This is a genomic window from Psychrosphaera haliotis (assembly GCF_009728465.1).
Lineage (GTDB): Bacteria > Pseudomonadota > Gammaproteobacteria > Enterobacterales > Alteromonadaceae > Psychrosphaera > Psychrosphaera haliotis.
The window spans coordinates 810293-836857 of record NZ_WOCD01000005.1 but is presented as its reverse complement, the minus strand read 5'-3'; the positions used below and the strand labels follow the sequence as shown (position 1 = coordinate 836857).

The 26565-nt window shown below is 40.9% G+C and carries 19 protein-coding genes and 2 pseudogenes; 18 read left to right on the top strand and 3 right to left on the bottom strand.

What is annotated here, in order from left to right:
• Nucleotides 1-201: 201 nt before the first annotated feature.
• Entirely contained in the window at nucleotides 202-2232 is a 2031-nt protein-coding gene (locus GNP35_RS14620) for a DEAD/DEAH box helicase (protein ID WP_155696998.1), read from the bottom strand.
• A 384-nt stretch (nucleotides 2233-2616) separates the two neighbouring features.
• Between GNP35_RS14620 and GNP35_RS14615 the strand changes: the two genes are divergently transcribed.
• From GNP35_RS14615 to GNP35_RS14605, 3 genes and pseudogenes are all read left to right on the top strand, one after another.
• Nucleotides 2617-3657, top strand: a complete 1041-nt coding sequence (locus tag GNP35_RS14615) for an efflux RND transporter periplasmic adaptor subunit (RefSeq protein ID WP_330997836.1) — start codon at nucleotides 2617-2619, stop codon at nucleotides 3655-3657.
• Between the two features lie 5 nt (nucleotides 3658-3662).
• Nucleotides 3663-6861, top strand: a pseudogene (locus tag GNP35_RS14610) (efflux RND transporter permease subunit).
• A gap of 163 nt (nucleotides 6862-7024) precedes the next feature.
• On the top strand, nucleotides 7025-7651 hold the full coding sequence (locus tag GNP35_RS14605) for a LysE family translocator (RefSeq protein ID WP_330997835.1): 627 nt from the start codon (nucleotides 7025-7027) through the stop codon (nucleotides 7649-7651).
• A 10-nt stretch (nucleotides 7652-7661) separates the two neighbouring features.
• Here the strand turns inward: GNP35_RS14605 and GNP35_RS14600 are convergent, their stop codons facing one another.
• Nucleotides 7662-8573 carry an alpha/beta fold hydrolase gene (locus tag GNP35_RS14600; protein WP_155696996.1) on the bottom strand — a complete coding sequence of 304 codons (912 nt, stop codon included), beginning with the start codon at nucleotides 8571-8573 and terminating at the stop codon, nucleotides 7662-7664.
• Between the two features lie 124 nt (nucleotides 8574-8697).
• On the opposite strand from GNP35_RS14600, the gene GNP35_RS14595 reads away from it, so the two are divergent.
• The 15 genes and pseudogenes from GNP35_RS14595 to GNP35_RS14525 all read left to right on the top strand — a co-directional run bounded on the left by GNP35_RS14595 (nucleotide 8698) and on the right by GNP35_RS14525 (nucleotide 25777).
• Entirely contained in the window at nucleotides 8698-9630 is a 933-nt protein-coding gene (locus GNP35_RS14595; protein WP_155696994.1) for an AAA family ATPase, read from the top strand.
• On the top strand, nucleotides 9617-10099 hold the full coding sequence (locus tag GNP35_RS14590; protein WP_155696992.1) for a hypothetical protein: 483 nt from the start codon (nucleotides 9617-9619) through the stop codon (nucleotides 10097-10099). The genes GNP35_RS14595 and GNP35_RS14590 overlap by 14 nt, the downstream gene beginning before the upstream one ends.
• Before the next feature lie 68 nt (nucleotides 10100-10167).
• Complete coding sequence (locus GNP35_RS14585) at nucleotides 10168-10689, top strand: DUF58 domain-containing protein (RefSeq protein WP_155696990.1); 522 nt, start codon at nucleotides 10168-10170, stop codon at nucleotides 10687-10689.
• On the top strand, nucleotides 10686-12965 hold the full coding sequence (locus tag GNP35_RS14580; RefSeq protein ID WP_155696988.1) for a transglutaminase TgpA family protein: 2280 nt from the start codon (nucleotides 10686-10688) through the stop codon (nucleotides 12963-12965). The genes GNP35_RS14585 and GNP35_RS14580 overlap by 4 nt, the downstream gene beginning before the upstream one ends.
• Nucleotides 12966-13182: 217 nt before the next feature.
• On the top strand, nucleotides 13183-14772 hold the full coding sequence (locus tag GNP35_RS14575; RefSeq protein WP_155696986.1) for a hypothetical protein: 1590 nt from the start codon (nucleotides 13183-13185) through the stop codon (nucleotides 14770-14772).
• 84 nt (nucleotides 14773-14856) lie between these two features.
• The gene (locus GNP35_RS14570) at nucleotides 14857-17541 is read left to right on the top strand and encodes a TonB-dependent receptor plug domain-containing protein (protein ID WP_155696984.1); all 2685 of its coding nucleotides are present in this window, start codon (nucleotides 14857-14859) and stop codon (nucleotides 17539-17541) included.
• 156 nt (nucleotides 17542-17697) lie between these two features.
• Nucleotides 17698-19002, top strand: coding sequence for a succinyl-diaminopimelate desuccinylase (gene dapE, locus GNP35_RS14565; RefSeq protein WP_155696982.1), 1305 nt, complete (start codon nucleotides 17698-17700; stop codon nucleotides 19000-19002).
• 103 nt (nucleotides 19003-19105) lie between these two features.
• The gene (locus GNP35_RS14560; protein ID WP_155696980.1) at nucleotides 19106-19927 is read left to right on the top strand and encodes a mechanosensitive ion channel family protein; all 822 of its coding nucleotides are present in this window, start codon (nucleotides 19106-19108) and stop codon (nucleotides 19925-19927) included.
• A gap of 209 nt (nucleotides 19928-20136) precedes the next feature.
• Entirely contained in the window at nucleotides 20137-20895 is a 759-nt protein-coding gene (locus GNP35_RS14555) for a DUF3450 domain-containing protein (RefSeq protein WP_155696979.1), read from the top strand.
• 35 nt (nucleotides 20896-20930) lie between these two features.
• The gene (locus tag GNP35_RS14550; RefSeq protein WP_330997858.1) at nucleotides 20931-22343 is read left to right on the top strand and encodes a MotA/TolQ/ExbB proton channel family protein; all 1413 of its coding nucleotides are present in this window, start codon (nucleotides 20931-20933) and stop codon (nucleotides 22341-22343) included.
• A 24-nt stretch (nucleotides 22344-22367) separates the two neighbouring features.
• A complete protein-coding gene (locus GNP35_RS14545) occupies nucleotides 22368-22895 on the top strand; it encodes a MotA/TolQ/ExbB proton channel family protein (RefSeq protein WP_330997834.1) in 528 nt (175 codons plus the stop codon).
• A 28-nt stretch (nucleotides 22896-22923) separates the two neighbouring features.
• Nucleotides 22924-23335, top strand: a pseudogene (locus tag GNP35_RS14540) (ExbD/TolR family protein).
• 11 nt (nucleotides 23336-23346) lie between these two features.
• Complete coding sequence (locus GNP35_RS14535; RefSeq protein WP_155696975.1) at nucleotides 23347-23958, top strand: energy transducer TonB; 612 nt, start codon at nucleotides 23347-23349, stop codon at nucleotides 23956-23958.
• Nucleotides 23959-23973: 15 nt separating this feature from the next.
• Complete coding sequence (locus GNP35_RS14530; protein ID WP_330997833.1) at nucleotides 23974-25266, top strand: tetratricopeptide repeat protein; 1293 nt, start codon at nucleotides 23974-23976, stop codon at nucleotides 25264-25266.
• A 91-nt stretch (nucleotides 25267-25357) separates the two neighbouring features.
• Nucleotides 25358-25777: a BLUF domain-containing protein gene (locus tag GNP35_RS14525; protein WP_155696973.1), complete on the top strand. Its 420-nt coding sequence runs from the start codon at nucleotides 25358-25360 to the stop codon at nucleotides 25775-25777.
• Between the two features lie 32 nt (nucleotides 25778-25809).
• Here GNP35_RS14525 and lexA read toward each other — a convergent pair whose 3' ends face one another.
• The gene (gene lexA / locus GNP35_RS14520; protein ID WP_155697155.1) at nucleotides 25810-26427 is read right to left on the bottom strand and encodes a transcriptional repressor LexA; all 618 of its coding nucleotides are present in this window, start codon (nucleotides 26425-26427) and stop codon (nucleotides 25810-25812) included.
• Nucleotides 26428-26565 lie beyond the last annotated feature (138 nt).

Below are 26565 nucleotides of genomic sequence, written 5' to 3'. Positions count from 1 at the left end.
TGAATAGTGGTACTCATTGGTATGGCGTCACTTAAATTAGCCCAATACGCCCACGTAAAATAAAAGCTAAAGGCCACCAGCGCTGAAATAAAAAGCCTCACGTTCGAACTATTCAATTTACTAACCCTTTAATCATTCTTTAAACACCCTTTAATGATAGTGAAGTTTATATTGCCATTGGTAATGGTAATGGTATTGAAGTTAGAGTTCATTAGCGGTTCGGTATTTACCTTTGTAATCAAAGATTTTCTCTTGAACTTGCCAAACTATATGCGTCTTTGACTTTCGTTTTGGGTCTTTTTTGGCAATAACAAAATCTGGGATAATAAATCCCTGTGACTCTTTTAAGACCTCATTCAGCGACAAAAAATTTCGCGGCTCACTAGAGTTCCTAAATCGTCTACCAAACTGTAAATTGAAAACAGTCCGTTGCTTTTCGGAACTCAAATCAAAAAACTCTTTTAGCTCTGTGCCATCTTCATCATAGTAAACGATTTTTAACGCACCATTATGTTCCGAAAACGTCATGCCACTACATCTAATCACCATTCGATTACTGAGTTTTAACGCTTCTTTAAGCTTTTCATCGGGATCGACAAGCTGATTTTTGCAATCGTGGCATTCACGCGCAGCAATATCATTTTGAGCATTACACGTAGGACATTCTTTAAACCGGAAGCGGTAGTCACAGGGCATAACCTCATTGTCTTGCAAGTTTGCTGACATTGATCCTTCCAACATTGAGTCATCTAGCACTTCATCTTCTGGCATTTCAAGAATGCCTTGGCAAGCTCTGCCATAGTGCTCAAGCACTTTTCCGTCGTTGTCTGTTATGCCCCAAAATGTATTGGCAAAACCGCATGATGGACAAAAAACTTGAACCAACTCACTTCTAGAGTCCGGTTTTTTCTCGCCCACTTCAGGATGAAAAATGTTTATTCCGTTTCCAGCATAGTCAATCACTAAACAGTCTTGTTTGCCTTCCGCTAAGCGCAAACCTCGCCCTACAATTTGCTGATATAAACTCACAGACTGCGTAGGCCTAAGAATCGCAATTAGGTCTACATGTGGCGCATCAAAACCCGTTGTTAACACCGATACGTTAACTAAGTACTTTATTTTCTGGGCTTTAAAGTCACTGATCAATTGCGCTCGTTCATCGTTTTTTGTTTTGGCAGTGATCAAGGCAACTTTTGAAACATCATCGAGAATTTGTTCTTCGGTTTGTTCTTTAATTTGTTTTTTGCTTTTGCTACTGGCTAGCCCAGCAGTTTCGTTTTTAGATTCAAGGTATCCAACAATTTCTTTGGCATGTTTAACTGTGGCGGCAAAAATCATTACGCCTTTACGCTCTAATTCGTTTTCATTACCCGCTGCCAGCATTTGAATTTGCTCCACAATCCCTTCTGTAACTCGAGGGTATTTACCTAATAACTCATTCACCTCTGCGTCATCAAATTCGCCAAACTTATTGGATTGCAATGCAGAAAAGTCATATTGCTCAACCGCGGCGTCAATTAATTTAGGTGGCGTTAAAAAGCCATTTTTGATCATGTAAGACAAGGGTAATTCGTAAATGCATTTTTTAAACGGCGTTGCTTGTGAAGATCTCACAAAACCGTGGTAATGATGTTGATAAATCCAACCAAGTCCCAAACGAAAAGGGGTCGCGGTTAACCCTAGAATTTTAAGCTCGGGGTTATATGACTTCAATTGACTCACAATTTGACTGTATTGATTACCTGACTTTTCTTTAACTGGTGTTTCATTAGCTAACGTTTCACTAGTTGGTTTCTCATCAACTGACTTTTCACTTGCTGACTCTGCATTTGTTTTTGACTGCTCTTCAAAGTGGCTGACGCGATGACACTCATCAATCACGACAAGTGAGTATTCATGAGCAAACTGCTCTAGATTTCTTGCGACGGACTGTACGCTGGCAAAAGTGACTTGGTGTTCGGTTTCTTTTCTATTGAGGCCGGCAGAAAATACACCACTTTTGATTCCAGCTTGTTCAGCGTAGTCATGAAATTTTTGGTGATTTTGTTCAACTAGCTCTTTTACGTGCGTTAATACCAATATTTTCCGACGAGCAATTCGTGCTATTTCGGCTATTACTAAACTTTTACCTGCGCCCGTTGGCAACACAATAACTGCAGGGTCATTTGTATTTCTAAAGTGTGTAACTGTTGATTCAACCGCTTCTGATTGATATTGACGGAGTTTATACATTAAGTTTCGTTTTTAGTAATAGGTAATATTGAACTTTGCAGGTTATTATTACATCAATTAAGTTTAAGATTTGTCATAACTTTCCTTGACAGACAAGGAAATTTTCACACATTTTATTACAATTAGAAACGGCAACATTGCCTTTGTAATGTTTTAATATACTACATAAGTATGGTTTTTAATTGATAACAACCAACACATAAATTAAATGGATTGAGTCATGAGCAAAAAATGGTTAAAAGTTGCAGCCCCTGTAGTTTTATTGTTAGCAGGAATTGGTGCATTTGTTCTAGTACAAAGTAACGGCCCTAAGCCACCAGAAAAAAAGAAGTTGATACCCGTCCTACTATTACAGTTAAGCAAGTTAACCCAGAATTTCACCAAGTGAGAGTCAAGGGTTATGGCGCGGTAACGCCATTAGAAAAAACCATGATATCGGCTCAAGTTTCTGGCGAAGTTGTTAAATGGCATCCTAATTTTGTGCAAGGTGGATTAGTTAAACGTGGCGAAGTGTTGTTTGAAATAGAATCGGACAACTATGAAGTTGCTCTATTGCAAGCAGAGTCGTTATTAAAAACAGCACAAGCACAACTTATTGAAGAGCGTGGCCGAGCTGAAGTTGCAAAACGTGAAGCGAAATCAATGCCAGACGCTAGAGTTAGCGACCTGTACCTTCGTAAGCCGCAAGTAATGAGCGCGGAAGCATCGGTAAAATCAGCGGAAGCATCAGTAAAGCTTGCCACTCGTGATTTAGACAACTGTAAAGTGGTTGCCCCTTACGATGCATTGATAGTAAAACGTGATTTAGGTACCGGCCAATTTGTTAACAAGGGCACTAACGTTGGTGAGTTATATAACGTTGAAAAAGCCGAAATCGTATTCCCAATTGCAGGATTTGATCGTACCTTCCTTCCAAATACTCTATTAAACCTTCCAGCTGAAGTGTCTACTCGTGAAAAGTTCTCGAGTGTACGTTCAGGCACTATTGTTAGAGACACGGGCATCGTTGACCAAGCAACTCGCATGGGTAACATTGTTGTTGAAGTTAACGACCCTTACGGATTAAAAGACGACTTACCACGTTTAATGTTTGGCACATACGTTGAAGTTAGCTTTAACGGCCAAGGTTTAAACAACATAGTTAAATTGTCGCAAGACCTAGTAACCAATAACAAAGTTTGGGTATTAGGAGACGACAATACCATTACTCAAAAAGTTGTTGATGTGGTTAAAGAAGAAGGCAAACTATTCTTAATTGGTGGCGGCTTAAACAGCGACGATAAGATAGTAGAGACAATTCCTGAGTATGCTCAAGATGGCATGAAAATTAAATTGGCAAGCGATACTAAAGAAGGTGATGATAAATCATCGGACGACGCTAATGTGATCTCCACATCGGTTGCTCAAAGCAATAAGGACGCATAACTCTCATGTCTGACGTTCAACAAAAAAAAGAAACGGGTTTAATCGCGTTTTTTGCGAATAACTCAGTGGCCGCTAATTTAATGATGATATTTATTATCGTCATGGGTTTAATTAGCTACTTTACTATTCAGCGCCAAATGTTCCCGAATATTGAGATTAACTATATTCAGGTGAGTGCGGCTTATCGTGGTGCTTCTCCTCAAGAAATTGAAGAAAGCATATTGATAAAAATTGAAGAATCATTAAAAGACGTGACTGAGATTGAAGAGATGTACACCAATGCATTTCGAAACTCAGGTAGAGTTACCTTAGAAATAGATCCAGACAAAGATTTGGCCGAAGTATTAGACAAGGTCAAAATGCGAGTTGATAGTATCGCTACCTTCCCCGCGGCCATGGAGCCCGTTAATGTTCGGCAAATAGAGTTTAATCAGCAAGTAATAGAAATGTCGCTAGTTGGTGACATGACCGTTGAAGAGCTAAAGCCTGTTGCCAAACAAATTGAAGACGAGCTACTGCAGCTTAATAACGTGTCCTTGGTTACGGTTAACGCACCTGCTGAAGAAATTGCCATTGAAATTCAGCCCGACCAATTACGGAAATACAATTTAACGCTGGCGGATATCACACAGGCTATTAGCCGTTATTCCGCTAACTACTCTGCTGGTCAATTGCGCACCGATGCTGGATTAATTGCCGTTAGAATAGAAAACCAGTACTACAACGGTGATGAGTTTAAACTTATTCCAATTAAAATTGGTAACAACGGCTCTAGAGTACTTTTAGAAGATGTGGCGATTATAAAAGATGGATTCACTGAAGGTGTCAGATATAACAAATTTTCTGGCCAAAACTCGGTTTATATTCAAGTTAACGCCACTAAAGACCAAAACTCTATTGCCGTCTCTAACTCAGTTAAAAGCTATTTAGAACAACGTAACCCAACGTTGCCAGCGGGAATGGAATTAAAGGTATTAGTTGATATGACTTATTACCTTAAAGCCAGATTGAACATGATGTTATCAAACCTATTCCAAGGTTCGATTTTAGTGGCACTCATGTTAACCATATTCCTGCGCTTTAGATTAGCGTTTCTGGGTAATGATCGGTTTACCGGTTTGCTTTTTAGGAGCGGTGATGATGATGCCAGTATTTGGCGTTAGCATTAACGTATTATCACTTTTCGCATTTATTATGGTGCTAGGGATTGTGGTGGACGATGCCATTGTCATTGGCGAAAGTTCCTATACCGAAATTGAAAAACACGGCGGCGGCATAGAAAACGTGGTTCGTGGTGCTAAAAAAGTGGCAACACCAGCGACCTTTGGCGTACTGACTACCATTGCGGTATTCGCACCATTCTTAGCCTCTAGTGGGCCACAAGGTTCATTCTTTTATAACATTGCAACAGTGGTCGTGTTTTGCTTAATTTTCAGCTTGGTAGAATCTAAGCTTATTTTGCCAGCCCATTTAGCGCACACAAAATTTAGTCCAGTAAAAGAAAACAGCTTAAGAGCTCGTTTTAACAAACGTTTTAATAACTTTGTTAACGTTAAATACAAAGGCTTTTTGAGCAAATGTGTTGAATGGCGTTGGGCGGTAATGGCCGCGTTCTTTGGTATGCTTTTAATCAGTATTGCCATGATTGCAGGCAGCCACGTACGTTTTGTGCCACAGCCTAAAGTGCCGCACGACTTCCCAGATATTCAAATTGAGATGAATCAAACGGTTTCTGACCAGCAAACTATTGATGCGATTCAAAAAATTGAAGCTATGGTTCAACGTATTGACCGTGAAATTGAACAAGAAACTGGTCAAAAAATGGTCCGTGATATTCTAGCGTTTAACCAAGATAGAAGCTCTGGCCGTGTAGTTATTCCTCTTGTTGATGAAGAGTTACGTCCATACGACACATTTGAAGTGGCTCGACGTTGGCGTGAAGCAATGCCTACTATACCTGGTGTAAAATCCATTACGGTTCAAGACCAATTGTTGGGCGGTGGCGGTGGCGGCCAAGGTGGTGGTGACTTTGGTTACTTGCTATATGGCCCAAGCTTAGAGCAACTTAACGTTGCTGGCCGTGAATTTATAAAAATGTTGTCTCAAGAACCTGGTTTATTCGACATCAGCTCGACAATTGACCCGGCGAGTAAAGAGATCCAACTTGATTTGAAACCAGTGGCTTACGATCTTGGATTATCTTTACAATCTATCGCTGGTCAAATTGGCGCGAGTTTCTTTGGTGGAGAAGCTCAACGAGTATTACGTGATGGCGAAGAAATTCGAGTCATGGTTCGTTACCCGCAAATGACGCGAGAGCAGTTTAGCGAATTGAAATACGCAATTGTTACTACACCTTCTGGTAAAGAAGTAATGTTAGGTGATGTTGTTACACTAACTGAAAAACCTGGTATCAGTTACATTCGTCGCGAAAATGGATTCCGTAGTGTTTACATTTATGGCTCCATTGACGAAGTGGTTGTACAACCTAACGAAGTAGTTAAGCGCATTAAGGATGACTTACTGCCACAACTAACGGAAAACTTCCCTGGCGTTAAAACGCAACTAGGTGGCTCAATTGAAGAAGAGCAAGCTCAGCAAAACGAACAAATCATGTTCTTTGTTGCAGGCCTTCTAATGATTTACATTTTGTTAGCCGTGCCCCTTAAGAGTTATGCACAACCTTTAATCATCATGTCGGTTATTCCATACGGCTTTGTTGGTGCAGTTTGGGGTCACTACTTATTTGGTATGGACTTAAGCATGATGTCTACTTTTGGACTGATTGCCGCAGCCGGTGTTGTTATCAATGACAGCTTGGTCATGACAGATTATGTTAACCAAGTACGCAAACAAGGTCAGTCGGTTATTCAAGCCGTGACAGATGCAGGTTGTGTAAGATTTAGAGCAATTACGCTTACCTCTATCACTACGTTTGTTGGTGTACTACCAATCATGTTTGAAACTAGCTTACAGGCACGAATTGTAGTGCCAATGGCGGTTGCATTAGGCTTTGCAGTATTATTTGCGACCTTGGTTACGCTAATTCTTGTCCCTTGTATGTATATGGGTTTAGAAGACTTTAAAGGCATGTTCCGTCGTAAAAGAAAGTATAAAACAACGTCTGCAACTTCAGATGACTCATCTAATATAACGGGTGGCAATGTTGATGCTTATGGCGGTGCCGCTAGATCATCAGATTAGCATTTTGAAAAAGCCTAACCGCTAAATAGAACAACTTAGGTTGTAACCTAGAACCCCCTTGAAGCCTGATACTCAAGGGGGTTTTTATTTGCCATTTTGATTTGAACTCACTACTCTAGCGTTTTCATTTGTAGCCAAACAATAACCCACACGGAGCTTTTTTGTGGTCGACTTAACCTTACTCGCCGTTTTTATTCCTACCTTTTTTATCGTCAGTGTTACGCCAGGCATGTGCATGACCTTAGCAATGACGCTTGGCATGACAATTGGCGTTAAGCGCACGTTATGGATGATGTTAGGCGAAGTTATTGGCGTAGCTATAGTGGCGGTTGCTGCGGTTTTAGGCGTTGCGGCATTGATGCTTAAATTTCCATCGGTATTTACCGTTCTAAAACTGGTTGGCGCAGGTTATCTAGCTTGGATAGCTATTCAAATGTGGCGCAGCAAAGGAAAAATGGCAATATCTGATAACCCTCAACAAACGGTTATTCATTCAAATGCGGGCTTATTTAATCAAGGTTTAGTTACCGCTTTGGCAAACCCGAAAGGCTGGGCATTTCAAATTTCATTGTTGCCGCCATTTATCAATCCAGACTTAGAGCTCCCAATTCAGTTAACGGTACTAGTGCTTATTATTATGTGTTCTGAGTTTGTTTGTATGATGTTATACGCCACGGGCGGAAAAACCATTGGCCGCGTATTAACAAAAAGTCAAAACGTACAGAGACTCAATAAAGTCTCCGGTACGCTGATGATGATGGTTGCGATTTGGCTCGCGTTAGGAAATTAGTCGCTTGGTATTAGTCATGTTCATTTAAGAACGCTAAGACCTCAGGAAAGTGGTCGTTTACCGCTTCAGGCGCAGTAAGAATATCAATATGATCGTAATCGAGTGCATTGCCATTTTGTTTTGATAACAAACTAAATTTTGCCTTTGCATTGCTACATTCGTCCATAAATAACTTCACGTCAGTTTGATGCCCTAATGAATAGTCACTTACACCCGTTAAGTGCCAAGTAGGAGGCCAATCTGTGCTTTTCGCCTTTTCTGCATAATCAAACGCATCAACGGGATCAACCCACACGCTCTTTTTCACCCACTCAATGCTTTCTAATAATGCTTGGCGAGGTTCAGAATCTGCCCCCACTTTCATTTTTTTTGCGTCTAAGTAACCGGCTTTTTTGGTGTACCAAGGTGCAAACCACTTCCAAAATAGGTCAACTTTTAGCAAACGTTCAATATTCATCACGGACACTTGTCTTTTAGTGCCAAACTTAACCATCGACTTAACTTTGCTTTGCAATTCTGGAAAACGAACGTAAGCACTTGCAAACATAACACCGCCCCAAGAGTGGCAGATTACGTGACAGGCTTGATTTGTTTGTTGGTAAACATAGTCAACTAAGGTTGGAATATCTTCCGTTGTCACTGAATGATATCCATGATCATTTTTTTCTTTTACCGAAGGTGTGCTTTCACCTCTGCCACGATAATCTGCGACAAATACATCAAACCCTTGTTTCGCTAAAAAGCCCGCGAGCCCTTTACCTGACTTAGTGTAAAAAATTCGTCCATTTTCTATGGAGCCATGCAACATTAGAATAGGAGTGCGCTTTTTTGACTCGTCTTCCGTATGGATTCGACGAACGTGTAATTGATGTTCGTTACAGGTAACAAACTGAGATGATTGAATAATATTGGCTGAATGCAAAATAAAAACTCTAGTGGTCCGATGACATAAGCTTAATCATAAATAAAAGAATTACAATGTGTTTGCACGTTTACTTTTTGCCTTTCATCGCAGACACTTAGTTTTGGTACAAAAAAGGATCGCCATGACGTTATCACATTCACAATTAAAGTTAGACCAAGCGTTTAATTACCTTGAACAGGTTTTATTAGGCAAACAAGACAAAATTAAATTAGCGGTTACCTGTTTATTAGCCAATGGTCATTTACTCATTGAGGATTTGCCTGGCATGGGAAAAACAACGCTTTCTCACGCACTGGCCGATGTATTTGGATTAAATTATCAACGTAGCCAGTTCACTTCGGACATGCTGCCAGCAGACGTCATTGGCGTGTCTATTTTTGACCAGTCTAAACAGTCCTTCACTTTTCATCAGGGACCTATTTTTTCACAGCTATTATTGGCCGATGAGATAAACAGAGCCAACCCTAAAACCCAAAGTGCCTTGTTAGAAGCAATGGAAGAACGCCAAGTCAGCGTAGACGGAACAACATATCCGCTGCCTAGCCCCCATTTTGTTATAGCGACACAAAATCCAACGCATCAAAGCGGTACCTATCCGCTTCCAGAGTCGCAGTTAGATCGATTTTTAATGTGTTTAGAAATTGGATATCCACCAGCAGAAGCTGAGTATAAATTACTGAAAGGAGCAAGCTCGCGAGAAACAAAAATTCAACAGCCATTGCTGTCCATTGACGATTTGCTCGACCTGCAAAAAACCGTTCACAATATCCATAAATCCGATGAAGTAATTCACTACGTTATGAGGTTACTCGCCTATTCTCGTTCTGAAGGACAGTTTCCTAATGCTCTTTCACCTAGGGCAGGCGTAGCGCTTATGACAGCAGCACAAGCTTTTGCACTAGTTTCCAACCGAGACTTTGTGACTCCAGAAGACGTGCAGGCTGTATTCCCTTATGTTGCCGAGCATAGACTGAGAGCCGGACGAGGTACATTGTTAAACAGTACCTTTAGTCAGAAAATATTAGAGACCGTAGCTGTACATGGCGATATTTGAGAATCGGCTAAAAGCTTGGATACAAAGGCGGTTTGAGCCCTCCAACACATTAAAGCTTGGTCATAAAAAAATTTTTATCTTGCCAAACATTGCTGGCATCTGGGTACTGCTGTGCCTGTTGATTTTATTTGTGTTGGGCACAAATTATCAAAACAATCCCATTTTACTGCTTTGCTTTTTTTTACTGAGCTTTGTTATTTACATCATTCATAGTGGTTTTAATAACTTAAATGGCCTTTCAATCAAGCTACTGCCGGTCTCTAATATTTATGTAAACCAGGAGCTGCTACTTAGGTTTGAAATCAAAAGCGCTAGTACCAATACCAGTCCTAATACCCGTATCAGTACTAAAAGCAATATCAACGCAACTTCTAGTGCTACTTCTAATTCAAATGCCAGTGCCAGTGCCAGTGCCAGTGCCAAAGGTAACCACCTCAACGCAGTAATTGATAAAAAGTTTATCGCCTAAAAAGAGAAAGTAATAACAGTAACATTTGGATCCTTGCCTTAAAGCCTGAGCAGCGAGGGCGATATACATTGCCTTTGATTCAATTAAGATCAGAATATCCATTTGGCCTTATTAAAGCTTGGAGTTATTTTAGAGCCGAGCGCTCTTATTTGGTGTACCCAAACCCCATTGCCTCAAACTGGCAATTAGAACAAAAAGAAGTTAACGACACTGGCGATGCAGAGATCGAAAGTAGTAGTCCAACGTTAGGTGAGCGAAACTTTGATGGAATTAAGCCTTATGTGCCAGGTGCGCCACTTTCAAACGTAGCCTGGAAACAAGTTGCCAAACAACCAGATTCCCCTTTACTGCTCAAGTCTTTTGAAACGCCTGTCACCGTACCCGTCAGTTTGTCTTTTGATTCTGTACCAGCACAAATAGCAGAAACCGCGATTAGTCAGCTAACCTCGGCGTGCCTAGAACTGCATGATGACAGTAGGCCATTTGGCTTAGATTTGTCTCGTGGCAGTCATATTTCTTCTCGTATTGACGTTGGCTCTGGTAAAGAGCACCTAAAACTTTGCCTTGAAGCTTTGGCTACCTGCAAATGAGTCGCTTTTATCGCTTTCCAACATTAGCACTGGCCATATTCGGCTGTAATTTAATTCTTTGTATTGTGTTATTAAATGAAGCGTTACTGTGGCAAACCATTTCACTTGCCGGTTTATTGTTAGTAGTTAAAACCGTATTCCTTAGTTATGCGCCTTCTAAAGTAGAGAGCCTTCACTCAAATTGGATTAAAAACATTGGCGCAATATTATTGGCACTGGTGGTTTTGCCCGAACTAGGCTCGGCAGGCCTACTCAACAGCATGGTAAATTTATTGTTTTCTGGTGCAGTGATGTGGTGGTTTACCGCCAACCATCACCGCACAGCTTGGGGCACTCAGTTACTTGTTGGAATAACCCTTCTGGCTTCCGTATCACTAATTTACCAACAGTCACTAGAATATGCGCTGCTGGTTTTTATAACGATTTCAGCCAGTATTGTTGGCTTGTATCAAATTCAGCAATTTGAATATCGCTCAATAAATAATTCACCAAATCACGTAATAAACAACCCAGCAAATAGCCAAACAAGCCACCCAATAAACTACTCAGCAAACAGCTTCGAAAAAAACGATGCAGGTATTTCCACCAGCGGCTCGTCTAGTAATACGAGCAAGCAGGAGAACGCTTACTTGCCGCCACACTTTTTCACTATGATAGTAGCTTGTTTACTTGGCGCTACAGTGATGTTTGTTGTTATGCCTTCGTTAAGTCCATTCTGGAAATTACCACAACAGAAAGTCACGCCAACCGGTATTAGTGACTCCATGACGCCCGGCGATATTGCTAATGTTGCTAAGTCGTCAAGACTCGCTTTTAGAGCCGAGTTTAGCCCAGTATTAAAAGAACAGTCTGACGAAGAACTGAACAAAGGGCTAAATAAAGAACTAAACAAAGAATTTAGCGAAGCCAAAAAACCTCCTCACGCAGAATTATATTGGCGCGTATTAACCATGGAAGAGTTTAACGGTAAAACTTGGCGGCAAAGTGACTCTAAAAAGTGGACTCAAAATAAACAGGCTAAGACTCTTAACAGCTTTTTAGTTAATACCCGTACACAAGCTTGGAGCGAAAAAGCAACTCTAGGCAACTACTCTATTGTAGCGGAGCCTAACCAACAACCATGGTTATATAGCCTTGGAACAAGTACTAGTGATGACTCCAACATATACCTTACTCGTGATAATCGACTAATTAGAAATACCAAAGTCACTCAGCGCATTAAATACTCAGCCACTCAATATTCACAATACAATAAAAATGCTTTAGCTCTGACACAAACAGATATTGCCAACAATATTAAGCTTCCATCTTTTGGCCTAAGCCGAACACAAGTATTGTCTGATGAGCTTTGGCAACAAGCCAATGGCGATGCGGAACGTTATAACCGCGTTATTCTTGAGTATTTGGCCACATCTGGTTTTCAGTATTCACTTAGTCCACCAACTTTATCCGGCGATCATATTGATAACTTTTTATTTGATGTAAAAGTCGGTTTTTGTGCTCATTTTGCTAGCGCACATGCCGTATTGTTAAGGTTAAAAAACATTCCTGCTCGAATCGTCACTGGCTACCATGGTGGCGAATACAATCCGAATGGTAACTATTTTAATATTTATGACAGTAGTGCGCACGCTTGGGTAGAGTTTTCATCGGACAATAAACAGTGGCAACACGCGGATCCCACGTCTGTGGTATCGCCGCTGAGGATCAGTGAAGGTTTAGAACAAGCGCTCAACGTTTTTGATGAAACCACTGATTCCAATATGAATATTGTTAAACAAACGCCTTGGTTAAATACGCTAAGGCAACATCTGCAGTCGTTAGATTACTATTGGACCGTATTTGTTTTGGACTTTGACCAACAGAAGCGTGACAATTTAATTTCATCTCTAGTGGCTAAACTTTCCTTTATGAAAGTAGCAATACTCGTCGTCACAATCGGCGTTTTATTAGGTAGTTGGTACTTATTCATTACCATTAAAAACAAACCCAAACTGCCCACCTCACAAAAACTATTAAAACGCCTTTACCTGCGCTTGGCTCGTTCAGAGTCTCGGACAGCTTTTAACAAAAATGCCAATACTAAAGATAATTATAGAAATTGGTATGCCAACCAAAACTTAACGCTGGCTCAACACCAAGCTTTACTCCAAAGTTTATATCCACATCGCTCGGAAGACGTTGTCAGCATTATAAAAATAATCAGTATTTTTCTTTATTCCAAAAATTCTTCAGGAAGTTACAAGGATGTCTGTAACAAAATTGACTTAATTTGATCAAGTCAGTGTTTATGCGACATTAAGCTCTACCAATAAGATTAAAAACTCCACTTTTAGCTCTCATTTATGCTCCAAAACCTGAGTTCTGTAACCAAAGCGTCATCTTGCTTTCTTAAATCTGTCATTTTGTTTCAGTAGATTGTGCCGCAGTTATTACAGATTAACCCATAAAAAACCTAATTTTAATAATACAGTTCGACTTTCGGAGAGCAAAATGGAACTTAAAAACATCTTTCGCATTTCACTAGTAGCAGCAGCCGTTTCTTTAACCGCTTGTGGTGGCGACATTAACATTACCCCTACAGTAAACGACAACAGCACAATAACTGACAACAGCGTAAATGACTCAAATAATGTTGCGGCTCCTGAGCCAGTTGTTGAAGTAGAATGTGCAAGTTACGAATCATCAGTTGGCACCGTAGAAGGTGTTCAGTCAGGTGATGACTGTGTTTACAACGACTCTTTTGCAAGCAAAAATATTTCTATCACTTCAAACATTACTTTTGAAGCACTACCAAATGACGGTGTTCACGTATTTGATAACGCACTTCAAATTGGTGAAGATGGCGATACAACAACAGGTTTCAGCGTTCCGGCAAACGGCCCAACAATGACAGTTAAACCTGGTGCCACATTAGCGTTCAAATCAGGTGAAGCAATTATTCGTATTGCTCGTGGTGCTAAAATCCAAGCAATTGGTACTATCGATGCGCCTATCGTATTTACTTCTGCTAATGCTTTCCCTCGCTTAGACGATGCAGGCCAAGGCGCACAGTTTGCAGACTGGGGCGGAATCATTATTAACGGTAACGGTATCACTGACCAATGTACTGATGCAGAGCGCGCTGCGGTAACTTGTAATGTAGCCTCAGAGGGCATTACTTCTTACTTTGGCGGTAATGACAACACTGACTCAAGCGGCTCTATAAAGTATGCAAAAGTTTGGTATGCCGGCTCAGGTCCTCGTGTAGGTGGCCCTGGTGATGACTTAAACTCGTTAACACTTAATGCGGTTGGTTCGGGCTCTTCTTTTGATTACATTCACATTCACCAAGGTTTTGATGACGGCATCGAGATTTTTGGTGGCGCAACAACACTGTCACACGTTGCTGTAACAGATACTCAGGATGATTCATTTGATTTTGATGCAGGTTGGCAAGGTTCTGCTGAATTCTTATTTGTTAAACACGGCACAGTAAATACTCGTGACGGACAAGTTGCAAATATGGGTAACAACGGTTTTGAAACGGATGGCGAAAAAGGCGATACGTCGGCTGAAGCACCAGTAACAAACCCAACTATTTCTAACGTGACAATTATCACAACAGACGCTAACTCAGTACGTGATGATGACCCGTCGCAAGCATTTACATTCGATGATTCAATTAAATCTATGTACAAAAATGTATTAATCGTTAAAGAAGTTGGTGCGAATTCATCATGTGTTAAACACAAGGCTGACGGTGAGAAAAATGCCGATGCTATCACATTTAGTGGTTCTGTAATGGCTTGTGCGTCTGAATTTGAGGGTGAAGCAACATTTGGTGCAAGCGCACCTGCAGCACTGCAAGGCACAGCTAAAACAGTTTGGTTTGATAACGGTGGTGTTAACCAACGTATCGCAGCAAGCTCAGACGTATTAGCGGCTGATGGTTTTGCAACAAACACGAGCTCAACGGCTATTACAGTAGCAGCGGATGCAACTGGCGCAGCAAACTTCATTGGTGCGGTATCAGACCAAGACACAACATCTAATTGGTACAAGTGGGTTGAAATGGCAGTAACCGCTGCTTCTAACGACTAATCACTTGATTAATTAAATGGGCGCCTTGGGAACGGAAATCTTCTACAGGCGCCTTTTTGTTGATGACCCAATTAGGATTCAAACATGTTAAATCGACGCAAGCTCAAAACCATCAGTGCAGCGGTCACGCTTGGTTTATTGGCACAAGCCAATATAGCCATCGCAGCCGATGAGGATGAAATAGAAGAGGTTGTTGCCGTTGGTACTCGTCTACAAGGCAGTGCAGCAGCAGTAATCGAAGAACGACGTGGACAAGCATTTGTAGCCGATATTTTAGGTGCGGAGCAATTATCTCGCACTGGCGATAGTGACGCTGCTTCTGCTCTTCGCCGAGTAACAGGCCTTACACTCGTAGACGGTAAATTTATTTATGTTCGAGGACTAGGTGAACGTTATTCAAACGCACGTTTAAATGGCGCGACTATTCCGTCGCCAGACTTAACCAGAAACGTAGTACCACTAGATATTTTCCCATCTAGTATTATTGAAAGCCTTTCGGTTCAAAAAGCCTATTCGCCATCTATGCCAGCGGCATTTGGTGGTGGTGCGATAAATATTAGAACTAAAACGGTACCAAAAGAATTTACCGCCGGCATTGAAGTTGGTGCTAGCTACGATTCATCAGCGGATAATGGATTTACTTACAACCGTGATGAATCAGGTATATCTGGCAATCTAAAAGAAGCCATTTCTTTTTACCGTGGTGACTTTGATACCGCTTCAATCGTAAATAAAAACGGTTTGGTTTCTGACGATACAAGTTCTGCTGGTCAAAAAGCCAACTTGATTAACCAGGAACTATTAAAGTCTCTACCAAGAGAGATGGGCTTGACTAAGTCTTCGCTTGATCCTGCCTACAACATTAAAGGTCATATTGGTAATAGCTTTGTTTTAGAAGACTATGACGTTGAATTGGGCTTCCTAGCTTCAGTTGCCTATGACACAACTTGGGATGCATCGGAAAAACGCACAGCGGTTCTTTCAAAAGATTTTGCTGATAACTGTGCTAAAGAACTAAATACCTCTGATGACACTCAAAACTCTTGCTTTGAGACGATGAAAGACTCTGTTGAAACTACTGAGTCGGAGCGCATGAATGCGGTTCTTAATTTTGGTATCAAGTACGATGCGCATAGTATGTCATTGTCTAATTTACTGTTAACAGACAGCGAAGATGAAACTGATGTTTCAATACAGCAAAGCCCAGGCGGCAGTTCAGTCTTTTCTATTGCGGGTGATGGTCGTGCAAACCGAAGCCATGACTTTAAGTATGAAGAACGTGAACTAAAAGTAACTCAGCTTGTTGGCCAACATACATTTGTAGATATGAGCGGAATAGGTTTTGATTGGCAATATACGCGTTCAAAAGCCACCACAGATATTCCGGTAAATGCGACGTATCGCTATAGAGATAACTACGAAGGCGGCGAATATGCCAACTCTATTATCACTGGCGACCAAAACAGAGCCGTTTATTCGTACACTGATATGGAAGACAGAGTAACGTCTTACGGCGGCAACTTTACCTTGCCTGTTTATGCTGGTGATTTTGAACTTGAATTTAAGGCCGGTTACGACTTCAGCGACCGCGCTAGAATTTATGAAACCTCTAGCTTTGCTGTTAATAACAACTCTGGTGTTGCCATTGAAATTAACGACGGTTCACAAGACCCATTAACTAACAGCGAATACCTAACGGATGACTTTCTTGATGGACAAAGCATTTTACTGTCCTTTAATGAGCCAACCGCGCCTGATGCCGATGATTACTTAGCAGCTCAAAAGATTGATGCTGGTTATGGCGCTTTTGATATGATTTATCAAAATGCGTGGCGTGTTAGTGGTGGATTACGCTGGGAAGAATTCAAACAAAGTTCAATTGGTACTTCATCTCTAATTTTCACTCAAGAAGACTTAAATATCTTTTATGAAGATCAGAAAATTGCCGATGGTACTATTCAAGAAGATGACATATTCCCTGCACTTTCATTTACTTACATGGGCGGTCAAAACTACCAAGTTCGCTTAGGTTATGGCGAAACTATTGTTCGTCCAGACTTACGTGAAGTTGTACCCGTGTCTTACTTTGACCCATTAACGGATATCCGAACTTTTGGTCGAGTTGGCTTGCAAAGCAGCCCAATCAAAAACCTAGATTTACGTTATGAATACTATGGCGATGCCGGTGATAACTTCTCAATTGCTGCTTTTTATAAAGACATAGAAGCGCCAATTGAAACCGTGTTAAGAATTGGTGATGACGACTATTCAGCAACGTTCACAAACGGTGAAACTGCCGAGGTTTATGGTATTGAAGCAGAATGGTTATACGACTTAACGTCATTGTCTGACGGTTTATTTACCTCTGGTAACGTTACTTTGTCAGATTCTGAAGCTGAAATTGATCCTGCCTTTGCTGGCAACTTAACAAATCCCGTTAAGCGCATGACAGGTCATTCAGAGTATGTTGTTAACTTGCAGTTAAACTATGACTCTTCTGACGGCAACCACAGTGGTTCATTAGTATATAACGTGTTTGGTGAGCGAATCTTGGCAGCAGGTGTGGCGGGCCGTGATGATGCTTATGAGCAGCCATTCCATTCACTAGATATGGTCTATACCTACTACCCAGACTTTAACTCTAAAATAAAATTTAAAGTTAAAAACTTACTAAACGAAGATCAAGAAGTGACGCAGTCAGACATTGTGATCCGTGAAAAGGAAGTGGGTATGGGCATCAGTATTTCTTATACTTATGAATTTGATTAATGACGCTTTGAAGTTCAACTTTTAACGTTATGAAAGCCACCTTACGGTGGCTTTTTTGTTGTCATATTATCGTCATAATACATTCACTTAGCAGTAACCTTTATGTCACATTAAGCCGCTTTAATTAGTTAACTTTAAATTAATAATATGTAGATCATGCAGACTTCTTCTCAGACCCGCGCAACTAACGCACCAGCTCGTTCTAATATTGAACCTAAGGTGGCCGTCGATGCCGCTTTGCATTCTGATCAATCTGTTGAACTTCAACAAGCACTCACACATTTGACGCAGTTGGTCCACCGACCTTCTGTGACACCTAATGATGCCGGTTGCCAACAATACATAACTAGAATATTGCAACAAATTGGCTTTTCGATTGAATCATTTGAGAAACAAGGTGTTAGCAATCTCATAGCTAAAATAGGTAGTGGCCCGATAAGAGTAGCGTTTTCTGGCCATACCGACGTTGTGCCAGCACCTTACCCAGAAAACTGGTCGTCTGATCCTTTCACATTAGCAATTGATGGTGAAAAAATCACAGGTCGCGGCGTAGCAGACATGAAAGGCGGAGTTGCAGCAATGCTAGCCGCCTTTGAAATGGTGGTTGCACACTTAGACTTTGACCAATTTACTTTTTATTTTTTAATAACAAGTGATGAAGAAGGCGAAGCGGAGTTCGGCACTCAAGAAATCATCGACAAATTAGAAAACCGTGGCGAGTTACCGCATTTATGTATTGTTGGAGAGCCAAGCAGTCAAACGGTGGTTGGCGATGTATTAAAAATAGGGCGTCGAGGTTCATTATCTGGGGAAATTACCATTCATGGCCAGCAAGGTCATGTTGCGTATCCAACCAATGCGAATAACGCAGCTCACAAGGCAATGACGTTAGGTAGCTGGTTAAGCAGTTTGTCATGGGATGAAGGCACTAAGGATTTTCCTGGCACTCATCTACAAATTACCGCCATTAATACCGGCGAATGGACAGACAATATAATCCCTGGTCGATGTACATTGCAGTTTAATGTTCGTTATAGTCATAAAGTCAGCCAAGAAGACATTGTGAAACGTATAAACGATGGCTTAATGCAATTAAAACAACTCACTAGCGATATCAATATCGAATGGTCCAGACCATGTTTGCCTTACTTAACTAGCGCAGAAAATATTGAGTCGCATCACTTTTCCAACGACATTGAGTCGACCAAATTACTGCAAGGTTTTGACTTAATTGTGGAAGCGGAAAAAGCTATCTTCAGTGAAGTGAGCATATTTCCTAGACTGTCAGTTTCGGGTGGTACTTCCGATGGCCGGTTTATTTCGAATAAAGGCGCACAGGTGGTTGAACTTGGATTGCCAAATCATAGTATCCATAAAACTAATGAACACATTCATAAACAAGACCTATTGAGCTTAACTAAAATTTATAAGCGCTTGTTATTAAATATGATGACAAAATAATCTAGCATTGCTAGGGTTAACAGCGATCTAAACCTTTGCAGTTCGCTTTTGGCGGTAAAGTTGTTAGCATCTCATTTAATAACAATAACTTAGGAAAAACACCATGCAACTTAATACCGAGCTTGTAAATAAAGCGATCGATATGGGCTTTGAATATGCCCCAAAACTAGGTTCAGCTATTTTAGTTTTAATCATTGGCCTGTTTGTCGTTAAACTATTGAGCAAGGGCTTTGAAAGCATGCTTAATAAAGGCAATACCGATGCGTCACTAAAACCATTCTTATGTGGCATCGTAAACATGCTACTCAAAGTGATGCTGTTTATTACTGTGCTTGGCATGATTGGCATCGAGATGACGTCCTTTATCGCTATTTTAGGTGCGGTTGGTTTAGCTGTTGGTATGGCGTTGTCCGGTACTCTGCAAAACTTTGCAGGCGGCGTAATGATTTTAATTTTCAAGCCATACAAAGTAGGCGACTTCATTGAAGCTCAAGGTTACACAGGTACTGTTTCTCAAATTCAAATTTTCAACACGATTTTAAGAACGGGCGATTTCAAAACAATCATTATCCCAAATGGTTCACTAAACAACTCGTCAATGATTAACTACTCAAAAGAGCCTCGTAGACGTGTAGATTGGACGTTTGGTATTGCCTATGGCGATGATGCTGACGTTGCAAAACGTGTATTAAAAGAATTATGTGACGCTGATGATCGTATTTTAAAAGATCCTGAAGTTTTCATCGCACTTCATACACTAGCTGATAGCTCAGTTAACTTTGTTGTACGTGCATGGGTAGATGCTGCAAATTACTGGCCTGTATACTTCGCGATGAACGAAAGCGTTTATAAAACCTTCCCTAAAGAAAACCTTAACATTCCATTTCCACAAATGGATGTACACGTTCATAAAACAGATGCGTAGTTAAATCTAGGTTCTTGTATAGACAAGTAGAGGTTAACATTAGTAACGCATTAACCCACTAATAACTAGACAAAAAGCGGCCCTTGGGTCGCTTTTTACATTTTTGTTACAACCACATTACACCTGACATAAAACTTTAACACTCCTGTCGTCTAACTGACATTTACTCTCAATAGAATTGCTGCATCTTGATTTGATGGAGTAGTTTAATGAAACGGTTCACTTTAGCAGTAATTACAGGCGCTTTAGCCTTAAACGCTGCCTTTGCTGCCCAAGCAGACAACCTTAAGCCGGTAATAAAAGCTGGAAAAGAGATATCTAAGCTAGCAGTGTCTTCTCAACAAAAAATTAATGGCATTGCCGAGCAAACTCAAACAAAGTTTCAGCAATACCAAATGGTCAATAAAGAAATTGAAGGCCTAAACATTTATAACGCACAGCTTCAAAAGCAGCTTCAAAGTCAGTATGACGAAATGAAGTCTCTGAATGCCGATATCGACCGCGTTTCTGTTATTGAGCGCCAAATTACACCTCTCATGATTCGTATGATTGATGGCTTACAACAGTTTGTAGAACTTGATGTGCCTTTCCTTCCAACCGAACGCGCTGAGCGTGTTGCTAATTTAAAAAACATGATGGACAGAGCCGATGTTGCGGTTTCAGAAAAGTTTCGTCGTGTATTAGAAGCCTACCAAGTTGAAATGGGATACGGCCGTAGTATAGAAGCGTACTCAGGCTTAATTAACGTTGAAGGCCAGGAACGTGATGTCGACTTCTTACGAATTGGTCGTGTAGCACTTATGTACATCACTCGTGACGGTTCAGTTGCTGGTGTATGGGACAACGAAGCAAAAAACTGGCAACCAGCTGAAGATGAGTTTCGTATGCACATCACTAAAGGCCTAAGAATGGCTAAAAAACAACTAGCTCCTGATTTATTGGTTATGCCAATAAAAGCAGCGCCATAACCACATAGTAAAATTAGAAAGGTTTATACAAAATGATTAACTTATTTAAACCAACTTTGTTGGCTATATTAGGCGCCGGATTAGCCTTTTCAGTAAGTGCTCAAGCTGCACCAGCGGCTTTAAATTTAGATCAACTATTACAACAACTTGAGAAAGGTAAGCTAAACCAAACTCAAGAAAACAAAAACCGCGAAGCGCGCTTTAATGCAGAAAAAGAGGCGCAAACTGGTTTACTAAATCAAGCAAATAAAGAGAAAAACGATGCATTAGCATTGTCTGAAAAGCTTGAAACAGAATTTGAACAAAATGAATTTAAGCTGGCTGATGTTTCTGAAGCACTGAATAAACGCATGGGCTCTCTTAAAGAGTTGTTTGGTGTGTTACAGCAAGTGTCTGGCGATACTGCAGGAAAACTAAAGAGCTCTAACGTTTCTGCTCAATTCCCAGGTAGAGATGTCTTTTTTGAAGAGCTAGCTCAAAGCATGGGTGGCTCTTCAAAGCTAGCCTCTATTGAGCAAATTGAACAAGTATGGTTTGAACTTCAAAAAGAAATGACAGAACAAGGCAAAGTGGTTCGCTTTGAAACGGATGTTGTTGAAGCTGGCGGCGCTAAAGTATCTAAAGAAGTGGTTCGTGTTGGTGCTTTTGCTCTAGTTGCTGACGGTAAATACCTCACGGTTTCACCAACAACAGGCACAGTTGCAGAGCTTGTTCGCCAACCAACAGGACGCTTTACTGATACCGCAGCTGAACTGCAATCTTCAAACAACGAAGTCGTTCCTTTTGCACTAGACCCTACCGGTGGTTCAATACTAAACCTTTTAGTTCAAGCGCCTAGCACTAAAGAACGTGTAGACCAAGGCGGTACCGTTGGTTATATCATTATTGGTATTGGTTTAATCGCTTTCTTAATTGCATTTGAGCGTTTTGTGTCACTTAGCCTAATCAGCGCAAAAGTTAAACGCCAAATGAAAACCGATACACCTAAAGATGACAATCCACTGGGCCGTATCTTAAAAGTTAAAGATCAATATCCGCATGTTTCATTCGATACCTTAGAGCTTAAATTGAGCGAAGCTATTCTGCGCGAGATGCCAAAGATCACTCGTAACCTTACCTTGGTAAAAATCGTTTCAGTTATTGCTCCGTTGTTAGGTCTACTAGGTACAGTAACCGGCATGATTAAAACATTCCAAGCAATCACTTTGTTTGGTACTGGCGACCCGAAATTAATGGCTGGCGGTATCTCAACAGCGCTTATGACGACTGTACTCGGCCTTGTTGTTGCTATCCCAACGGTTGTTTTATCTACCATGTTGAATACGCGCAGTAAAAGTATCTTGTTTGTACTACAAGAACAGAGTGCTGGCATTATTGCTGAGCGTTCTGAAAAGCAATCTAACGCTGAGTCTAAGCCGTCTACTTCATCGACGAGTGACAAACTGTAACGTATCGCAACCAAGGAGTGCACTGTGTTGTTTTTCACAGAGACCTTAGAAGCAATTAGAGAGTTTATGGACACGGGTGGCGTTGTTCTCAGCACCATCGCAGCAATGATTTTTGTTATGTGGTTGTTAATTTTAGAACGCGTTTTATACACGCTTAGCGGTTACAAACAATATCAAGGCGAATTAGTTCGTCGCTGGAAAACTCGAAGCGAAAGAGACTCATGGAATGCTGAGCAAATTAGACAAGCTTACATTGCCAGAGCAAAACAGAAATTAACGGTTAACTTGCCACTCATAGCAACGCTAGTTGCACTGTGTCCGCTAATGGGCTTGCTAGGCACGGTAACCGGAATGATTGAAGTATTTGATGTAATGGCGATTAGTGGCAGCGGCAACGCACGCTCAATGGCAAGTGGCGTATCAAAGGCCACGATTCCAACAATGGCTGGCATGGTTGGAGCATTATCAGGGGTTTTTGCTAACACATGGGTGCAACGCAAAACCAAACGTGAAATTGAACTATTAGAAGACCATTTGCCGATGGACCATTAAGGGTCCAGGCATTTGTTAGGAGATTAAAATGAGAGCGCCATTAGCCAACTTAATGCAAGAAGAAGAACAAGAGAACATTGATTTAACACCTATGCTAGATGTGGTTTTTATCATGTTGATTTTCTTCATTGTTACCGCGTCTTTTGTAAAAGAAGCGGGTATTGACGTTAACCGACCTGAAGCCGCAACAGCTGTGAAGAAAGAAAGAGCCAGTATTTTGGTCGCCATTTCTGACAAAGGTGAAATTTGGATTAACAAACGACAAGTGGATGTTTCGTGCTGTTCAAGCAAACATTGAACGCCTAAAAGCGGAAAACCCACAAGGTTCGGTGGTAATTCAAGCGGATAAAAAGGCCACTACTGAAACGTTAATTAAGGTTATGGATGCCTCTAGAGCTGCCGGCGCATATGACGTCTCTATCGCGGCATTAGAAAGCTAGGAAAAGGTATTATGTTCATTCGTTTATTAACAGCCGTTGTGATTGCAGGAATTATTACAACCGCTTTATTTTACGGTATGCAGGCGCTTATTAAGTCTGGTGATTCGGCTATCACCGACCCAGCACAAGGCAGCGTTTTGGACTTTATTCGATTAAAGCCTGAAGAAACCGTACAAAAGAAAGATCGTAAACCGAAAAAGCCACCTCAACCGCAAGAGCCACCACCGCCAATGGAGCAACCTCAAATGTCTCCTGATATTGCCGATGCGGGCGATGCTGGTTTTGATTTTAGTGCAGATGTTGGTGGCGACATGGCTTTACAAAGTGGATTAGCGCTTGAGTCAGGTGACGGTGAATATTTACCAATTGTTAAAGTATCGCCTGTATACCCTCGCAGAGCTTTGCAGCGCGGTATTGAAGGTTACGTTATTGTTGAATTTGTAGTTGATAAAACCGGCGCAGTTAAGTCACCGACTGTGATAGAAGCAAACCCAGAGGGCCTGTTCAATCGAGCGGCACTAGACGCAGCCCTTAAGTTTAAATATAAGCCTCGTGTAGTAAATGGCGAAGCAACTGAAGTAAGTGGCGTACAAAACCGCATTACTTTTGAAATTAACGGATAATTCGGAGCAGATACTGTGAAAACACTTATTACGTCCTCTCTCATCGCGACTAGTTTGCTTTTAGGCAGCTCATTTGTTGGTGTTGTACCTAATGTTGATTTTGCCAAAGCGCACGCCGAGCAAAAGCGAAAGCGCACACCATCATTGAACTCACGAGTATATAGTCAGTTAGCAAGGGCACAACAACTTGCTGATGGTGGTGACGTCAAAGGTGGATTAGAGGTATTAGACTCAGTAAAAGCTAAATCCGGCAGTTTGAATAGCTACGAAACCGCTATGATGTATAACTTTTACGGGTTTATCTATTACAACGCAGAACAAATGACCGAGGCAATGGCAGCTTTTGAACAAGTTGTCGCGCAAGATCCAATTCCAGAGTCATTAGAAAAAAGTACGCTATTCTCGTTAGCACAACTTGCCATGGCCAACGAAGAGTACTCTAAAACCATCTCATTTTTAGAACGATGGGAAAGGATTAACGAAGGTGACATCCCTGTTAAGAACAATGTACTTAAAGCGCAGGCAAGTTATCAAGGCAAAGATTATCAAAACGCAGCTCAATATATTGACCTGGCATTAGCTGAAGCAAAAGAACAGGAAGTTGAGCCAAAAGAAAACTGGTTTGTGCTGCAACGCGCCGCATATTTCGAATTAAAACAGCCGAAAAAAGTAGCCTCAATTTTAGAAGAAATGGTACGCCGTTTTAACAAGCCTGAATACTGGGTACAGTTGGCTGGAATGTATGGTGAGATTGGCGCTGAAGATAAACAACTGGCGGTATTAGAAGCTGCGTATCAACAGGGCTATATTTCTAAGCAATCGGACTTTAGAAATCTTGCTCAAATATATTACTTCAACGGCCTTCCATATAAAGCTGCATCAGTAATGGAGCAAGGTATTGATCAAAAAGTACTTACAAAGAACGTTAAAAACGTTAAGTTCTTATCGCAAGCCTGGATAACCGCAAAAGAACTCGACAAGGCCGTTGATACGTTGGAAGTGCTTTCTACATTGGAAAATAACGGTACCGCCCACCAGCAAATAGCGGAAATCAGACTTCAACAGGGTAAATACAAAGATGTGATCGAAGCTGCATTTGAGGCTGAAAAGCGTGGTGATTTACCAAATCCTGGTAATTTGTATCTAGCTTTGGGTATGGCGCACTTTAACTTAAAAGAGTTTGAAGCTGCCATTGAAGCATTGAACATGGCCAGTGAATACAAAAACGTACAACGAATGGCAACGCAATGGTTAAAGTTTGTTGAGAAAGAAAAATCAACAATGGAACAGCTGGCCTTCAATTACTAGCCCTAAAAACCGGTAATTTACCAAGCGTTACTCACTAAAATTTCATTCTAACCTATACTGAATATTTAATTTTTCAGTATAGGTTTTATCTATGTCACTCTATCAACTTGTTTATATTAGCCGTGCTACTCAGCCTTTTTCCAATGAAGAGTTAACTGACTTATTAGTGAACGCTAAGAACAATAACTCAAGCCAAGATATTACCGGCAATTTGATTTACAACGGTGGAATGTTTTTACAGGTACTGGAAGGTGATAAAAAAAGTGTTCAGGCACTTTATGACAAAATAGCGCTAGACAGCAGGCACACTAAAGTACGAAATATCTATTTTGAGCCAGCTGAATATAGACTGTTTAGCCGCTGGTCTATGAATATGGTGAATTTAGAATGCGATAAGCCTAAAAACATTCAAACCATTAAAGACATTATTGATGCCATTGATGAAGATAAGCTTGTGGACGGCATGTCACCGCCCGTGAAGCTTTTAAAAGAGTTTTCGACGATTCGTTAATGCAAACAAAGAAAAGCCGACTTGGATATTCGTTACATTAACGACGAATTACGAATAACGCCTACCGCTAATCCTTCAATGGCAAAGTCTTGGTAGTTTAGGTCTACGTTAATTGGTGAGAACTCAGGGTTTTCAGCATGCAATATAACCTTGCTACCTTTACGCTCAAGTCTTTTAACCGTAACGTCTTCTTCCACTCTTGCAACTACAACCTGACCATCTCTGGCGGTTTGAGTTTTATGAACAGCTAATAAATCGCCGTCTAAAATACCAATATCCTTCATACTTTCACCTTCAACTTTCAACAAAAAGTCGGCCATTGGTGAAAACATAGCTGGATCAATATTTACATGACGGTCAACGTGCTCCATTGCTAATATTGGCGAGCCGGCTGCAACTTTACCAACAAGCGGTAAACCTGGATCGTCGTTAGCGACTTCTTCTGTTAGACGAATGCCTCTAGAGGTGCCAGGTAACATTTCTATGAAACCTTTTTTAGCCAGTGCTTTTAAGTGATCTTCAGCGGCATTAGCCGACCTAAAGCCCAACGTTTTAGCAATTTCAGCTCGAGTTGGTGGCATACCTGTTGAGGTAATTGAATCTCTAATTAGATCTAATATTTCTGATTGTCTAGCAGTAAGTGGTCGCATCATCTGTTTTTCCATACAGTAACATAACTGTCAGTATATACAGGCGTCGAGGTTGTGCAACATAAAATTTAATAAGAATGATGGGTTTTTAGCTAACCTTTGTTAAAATCCCCTGCTGCATTCATTTTTGTATTAAGG